This window comes from Paraburkholderia guartelaensis, assembly GCF_004353905.1.
GTDB lineage: Bacteria > Pseudomonadota > Gammaproteobacteria > Burkholderiales > Burkholderiaceae > Paraburkholderia > Paraburkholderia guartelaensis.
In genome coordinates, this window is sequence record NZ_SMOD01000016.1 from 166,434 (window position 1) to 172,576 (window position 6,143).

The window sequence follows — 6,143 nt, forward strand, 5'->3', positions numbered from 1 at the left end:
TCAACGCTGCTCCTTCTTCCATGCGTCGTACGCGGCAAGCGTCGCCTCGTTCGGCGGATAGGTGCCCGGCAGCGCCGCGCCCGCCTCGATGCGTTCGGTGATGAAGCGCTCGAGCGTTTCCTGCTCGGTGGCGTCGCGCGCGACTTCCTCGGCCAGATGATGCGGAATCACGACCACGCCGTCCGCATCGCCGACGATGATGTCGCCCGGAAACACGGCTACGCCGCCGCAGCCGATCGGCACGTTCAGGTCGACCGTATGGTGCTTGCAGAGATTGAGTGGCGCCGAAGCGCCCGCGCAGAACACCGGAATACCGAGCGCCGCGATGGTCGCGCTGTCGCGCACCGGGCCGTCCGAGACCATGCCCGCCACGCCGCGCACCTTCATGCGCGTGGCGAGGATCGAGCCCATCGAGGCGGCGTCGGTCACGCCGCGGCAGTCCTGCACGAGCACCGCGCCCGCGGGCACGGTCTCGACGCCCTTACGCTGCGGATGCTCGGGGTTCTGGAACGCGCTCAACTGGTCGAGGTCCTCGCGCGCCGGGATGTTGCGCATCGTGAAGGCCGGACCGACCAGGTTGGGAGCGCCCGGCGCCGGTGCGGCGAGCGGCTTCACGCCTTGCAGGAAGACGTTGCGCAGGCCGCGCTTGAAAAGTTGTGTGGTGAGCGTGGCGTTGGAAACGCGGCGCAGTTGTTCGAGCGCGGCATCGCTCACGGGGATGGCGGGGGAAGTCATCGTGTCTCGTCCGTTGTCGTGTTTCGTGGTGCGCGTGGCGCGGGCGGCGGCTCGAAAAACTGTCGAGCGGATGGGTCGCATTGTTGTAATACAACACGGAAATTGTCAACCCGCCATTGCGCTGCGGGCCGCCCCAGGATGTATGACGACTAGCCTTCCGGTTGGCGCGAAATACATCGAAAGATTCAGCGAGCGCCACAGGTAAAATCATGCCCCAAGTCAACAAAGGCCCGTCCAGAAGCCGCGCCGGGTGTCCGACCCCGATCCCGCATCAGGGAAATCCCCAGCACATCAATATTTGCTTTACAACTTTGCCGCAAATAGAATGATGTCTTACATGAAGGGCCCGATGCGCACCGGCACCGCCCTTCATCCCGGCCAGCGGGAGACCAGCAACGCGGCTGCCTGAAGCGAACCAGGCCAGCACGGGGCGCCACGCATAGAAACACAGCCATTCGGGCCCACCTTCCGGCACAGCTTCGTGCCAGAGCCCGCCAACAGCAGGAGACGAGCAGTGCAACGCAAGACAATCAAGGGGGTGCGGTGGTGGATCATCGGCCTCATCATGATCGGCACCATCTTCAACTACCTCGCGCGCAGCTCGCTCGCGGTGGCCGCACCCACGCTGACTGAAACGCTTCACATGACCACGCAGCAGTACTCGTACGTGGTCACGGCCTTCCAGGCCTGCTATGCCCTCGCGCAACCGGTCGCCGGTTTCGTGCTCGACTCCGTGGGCATCAAGATCGGCTTCGCGATCTTCGCGTTCGGCTGGGCCATCGCCAACATGCTGCACGGCCTCGCCGGCAGCTGGCCCGCGCTCGCGGCGTTCCGCGGCATGCTCGGCATGACCGAAGCCGCGATCTTCCCGGCCGGCATGAAGGCCATCAGCGCATGGTTCCCGGCCAAGGAGCGCTCGGTCGCGACCGGCTGGCTCAACACCGGCACCTCGGTTGGCGCGATGCTCGCTCCGCCGCTCGTCGTGTGGTGCATTCTCAAGTTCAACTGGCAGTTCGCGTTCGTGGTCACCGGCGGCGGCGCGCTGATCTGGGTGGCGCTGTGGCTCGTGTTCTTCAAGATGCCCGCGGAACACCCGCGCCTCTCGCAGGATGAGGCCGACTACATCCGCGAAGGCCAGACCGAAGCACAGAAGTCGACCAAAGGCCGCCGCGCCTCGTTCAAGGAAGTGCTCAAGACGCGCCGCTTCTGGGGCATCGGCATTCCGCGCATGCTCGCTGAACCGGCATGGCAAACCTTCGGCGCGTGGATTCCGCTGTACATGGTCACCGTGCGTCACATGAACCTGAAGGAAATCGCGCTGTTCGCGTGGATGCCGTTCCTCGCCGCCGACCTCGGCTGCCTGGTGGGCGGCTACCTCGCGCCGCTCTTCATCCGCTGGTTCGGCTGCTCGCTCATCACCTCGCGCAAGCTCGTCATCACGACCGGCGCGCTGCTGATGGTCGGTCCGGCCTGCGTGGGCCTCGTCGCGAGCCCCTACGCCGCCATCGCCCTCTTCTGCGTCGGCACGTTCGCACACCAGACGATTTCGGGTGCGCTGTTCACGCTGGCTTCGGACGTGTTCGGCCAGCACGAAGTCGCAACGGCCACGGGTCTCTCGGGCATGTTCGGCTACCTCGGCGCGACGGTGTTCTCGCTCATCGTCGGCGCAGTGGCTAGCACGATCGGTTATAACCCGTTGTTCGTGTGCCTCATGCTGTTCGACATCATCGGCGCCTGCGTGGCATGGCGACTGATCTCGAACGAGCAGAAGGACAACGCTGGCAGCCCTGCGCTCCAGCCCTCGCACAAAGTGAAGGCCTGATCGACAAATTCACCGGCCGGCGCCCGCGAGGGCGCCGGCTTTCGGCATTTCTACGTGAGGACAATCACAGTGAAGAAAGTTGCATTGACCGGCGCGGCCGGCCAGCTCGGCACCGTGTTGCGCAAGGGCCTGCTCGAACGCGGCGTGAACCTGCGTTCCGCGGCCGGCTCGAAGCCGCTCGAACCGCTCGTCGCGGGCGAAGACGTGATGCACGGCGACCTGCGCGACCCCGCCGTGGTCGACCGCCTGCTCGACGGTGTGGACGTACTGATCCACATGGCCGGTACGAGCGTCGAGCGTCCCCTGCCCGAGATCATCGAGAACAATCTGCGCGGTCTCGTCGAAGTCTACGAAGGCATGCGCCGCCATGGCACGAAGCGCATGCTGTTCGCAAGCTCGAATCACGCGATCGGCATGTACCCCGTGGAAGAGAAGCTCACGCTCGACTGCGCGTTTCGCCCGGACGGTTTCTACGGTCTTTCGAAGGCATGGGGCGAATCGCTCGCGCGCCTGTACTGGGACAAGCACGGCATCGAAACCGTGAACGTGCGCATCGGCAGCTGCCTGCCGAGGCCCACCGAGTTCCGTCAATTGAGCACGTGGTTCGGGCACGAGGACCTGTTCCATCTCGTCGATCGTGTGATCAATGTGGATGAGATCGGCTTTGCCGTGGTGTGGGGCGTGTCGAACAACACGCGCAGCTACTGGATTCAGGAAGGCGCGAACGACGACGCGAAGCGCCTTGGCTATGAGCCGAAACAGAACTCGGAAGATTGGGCGGCTGAAATTCTGGCGCAGCAGAACCCGCTCGACGCGACGGCGCAGCGGTATCAGGGCGGTAGTTTCGCCAGCTTCGATTTCACACCGGTGGAGAAGCGCGGCAAGCGGTCGTGATTCGCTGCTTTTCCGTGTGTTTGCGTTTAGCGCCCCTTGGGGGCGCTTTTTTTTTGGGTTCTTCGTTGGGCAGACTAATTGCGGACGGACTCTAGTCGGCTGTGGATTCAACCGGTCGGTGCAACAGATTGATGGAAGCGCTCGGCAGATGTGTCAAAGTTAAGCGTCTTACGCGGACGCTCGTTGAGTCGCCTTGCTACTGCATCGATGCTTGCCCGGTTGGTCAATGACAAGGCAGCCAATCAAATGAACCGATTAGCCAACTGGTGGCAGGTGGCCGCGCTGCTTGCCTGCGCGAAACACCTGATATGTATAAGGCATAGGGTTTTGTGGTTCCAAGACCTTGGTTTCAGGATTGTTCAAAGGACTGGAACGAGCTTCCGTTGGTTTCTCTGCTGTGCTTTGGAAGAAAGTTCGATTTGCCGCGGGACTCGGGCAGCCTCAACCCATGTTGCACGGCGGAGCCTCCTCTGCTAGCTTTCCTACGTTTAGTATGAGGAAACGCACATGGTTGCAAGAGCGAAAATTCGCGTCGGCGACAAGACATCACACGGCGGTACGGTAATTCAAGGGTTTCCCGAAATGCAGTGCTATGGCAAGCCTGTCGCCGGCCTTGGCCATGCGGTGACCTGTCCGAAGTGCTCCGGCTATCACAAGATCGTGGAAGGCGTCGCCAGCTTTTCTTTCAACGGGACGCCGATCGCGCTTGATGGGATGAAGACGTCCTGCGGAGCAATTCTGATCGCTTCACAGCATCTGGATGTTGTTGAACTCGTTTCCGACGCAAACGCATTGGAGCCGCATGGCGCCTCGTCGGAGGCGCTGCAAGGCGGCGTTCACGATGAGCAGGTGATCGAGCAATGGTTTGGCCTGGAAGACGAGCACGGTAATCCAGTGACGGGATACAAATACGATCTGCTCAAGGACGGCGATATGCATACTCGGGCGGCGAGTTTCGATAGCGGGCAAAGTACCGTCGTCGAGGGCGCAGCAGACGTGCATACCGTCATGTGGCTTGATCGTGACTCGGTGGTAAAGACATGACGGACAAGAAAGAGACGCTCGATGCGCAAACGCGACAACTCGCGGCGATGGCGTATGGCGAGGCATCGCCTGATAACGACAGCGATGAGATGTTCGGACTGGCCAGTGTGCTGGTCAGGCAGCGCGACGCACGGGGATACTCGGACATCGGTACATTTGCTTCCTCAGAAAGATCCTTTTCGTTTGTAGTGAGTGACGGGAATCTCCGGTACACGAAATTGATGAAGGCAACGGATGCCCAGATCGACAAGGATAAGGGGATGAAAATTGCCATCGCCGCGGCACGCAACGCGCTGGCTTACGGTGTGGACAAATCGAATGGCGCGTATTTCTGGGATGGCGCCGACATCAAGTCACATTATTCGACACATCCGAAGGTCGCGGTTGGGATCAAATTCATCGACCCATCGCACAATATCTACAACATCAAGGAATCGACAAAGCTGGTAATCAAGTACAAGTTCATCAAGAAGAAGGCGGCTGGAAAGATCACGATCGAAAAGACCGAACTCTATCGCTACGATCACGTTTATGAATCGACCGCTGCGCACGGCGGCACCATCTTCTGGAAGTTCAATCCCGACTACGTCAAGTTCACTCGTTCAAAGGAATATCTATGAAGGGGGTGCTCCTCTTATGCGGCCTGTTCGTGGCCAGCGCAGCGTATGCCGCAGCGCCGTCCGATGCGCTCATATATAGCTGCATGAGCGCAAGCAGTGTATCGCCATTAGTCCACGTGAAGCCGATTCCGACGAATGAAAGTATTGACGAAGATGACTACAAGCCCGGCTACAAAGCGACGTTTTTCCAATATAAGGGGAAGGACATCGGATATGCACGGAGCGCCGCATCGAATGCGTTGATATACGACGGCATTCTCTATCAAACGAGCGCAGCAACGCGATTGCTCGGTGGGAACGTCAAGCCGGTCGAGGTCAACCCGAACCTGGCAATGTGGTTGTTGGCGAATGAAGGGAAAGACCAATTCTTGTGCGTCAGTGACACGCTCGACGGCCTTGGAAGAAGCGGTAGCTATCAGAATGTGCGGTATGCATATTTGCTGTCGCTGTCGTCACCCAGGCGCCTGTATTTTGCTTTGGACGACATTCGCCACTACAAGAAACACTGATGACCGGTACTTTTCTCCGTCGGCGTAGTTGCATCGCGTCGGTGGGGAATGTCAGGAATGCGCGCCTTTCGCGCAGCGACCAGTTATGGCAAGGCGCATGAAGCCGCGCTCTGGAGTTGACCCTGCAAGACAAGACAACAGGGCACCGTTAAGCTAATGACCGGCGGTTCGCCAATATTCTCGGGGCGAGCGGTATACCTTCAGCAAGGGACGCTGGGCCGGCGGAAGTGTCTGAATTTTTGTGTGCAAGGCAGATAAAAACCTGCCGTCTGGCAGGTCATCAATTGCATTCTACAAATGATTCCTGGTGAAGCGATCCTCGTAGAGGATCGCGAACTGGTTCATCGCGGCTTTCCAGTCATGTGCGGCACGGCTCCAGTCAGCCGTGATATTGCGCAAGGCCAGCCACAGCAGTTTGGTCGCGGCCTCGTCCGTGGGGAAGTGCCCACGCGTCTTGACGATCTTGCGTAGCTGGGCGTTCACGCTTTCAATGGCGTTGGTCGTGTAGATCACTTTGCG

7 protein-coding genes are annotated in these 6,143 nt (G+C 60.2%); 5 read left to right on the plus strand and 2 right to left on the minus strand.

What is annotated here, in order from left to right:
- A complete protein-coding gene (locus E1N52_RS22005; protein WP_133184836.1) occupies nt 1-735 on the minus strand; it encodes a ribonuclease activity regulator RraA in 735 nt (244 codons plus the stop codon).
- 514 nt (nt 736-1,249) lie between these two features.
- On the opposite strand from E1N52_RS22005, the gene E1N52_RS22010 reads away from it, so the two are divergent.
- From E1N52_RS22010 to E1N52_RS22035, 5 genes are all read left to right on the plus strand, one after another.
- Complete coding sequence (locus tag E1N52_RS22010) at nt 1,250-2,557, plus strand: MFS transporter (RefSeq protein ID WP_425468110.1); 1,308 nt, start codon at nt 1,250-1,252, stop codon at nt 2,555-2,557.
- A 69-nt stretch (nt 2,558-2,626) separates the two neighbouring features.
- Nucleotides 2,627-3,451: an NAD-dependent epimerase/dehydratase family protein gene (locus E1N52_RS22015; protein WP_133184837.1), complete on the plus strand. Its 825-nt coding sequence runs from the start codon at nt 2,627-2,629 to the stop codon at nt 3,449-3,451.
- 507 nt (nt 3,452-3,958) lie between these two features.
- Nucleotides 3,959-4,495, plus strand: a complete 537-nt coding sequence (locus E1N52_RS22025; RefSeq protein WP_133184839.1) for a PAAR domain-containing protein — start codon at nt 3,959-3,961, stop codon at nt 4,493-4,495.
- Nucleotides 4,492-5,115, plus strand: coding sequence for a hypothetical protein (locus E1N52_RS22030; RefSeq protein ID WP_133184841.1), 624 nt, complete (start codon nt 4,492-4,494; stop codon nt 5,113-5,115). Before E1N52_RS22025 ends, E1N52_RS22030 begins: the two co-directional genes overlap by 4 nt.
- Nucleotides 5,112-5,624 (plus strand): hypothetical protein, encoded by a 513-nt coding sequence (locus E1N52_RS22035; protein ID WP_133184842.1) that lies wholly within the window; start codon nt 5,112-5,114, stop codon nt 5,622-5,624. Before E1N52_RS22030 ends, E1N52_RS22035 begins: the two co-directional genes overlap by 4 nt.
- 291 nt (nt 5,625-5,915) lie before the next feature.
- Here the strand turns inward: E1N52_RS22035 and E1N52_RS22040 are convergent.
- The coding region (locus E1N52_RS22040; RefSeq protein ID WP_133184843.1) for a transposase at nt 5,916-6,143 on the minus strand (228 nt) is incomplete at its 5' end.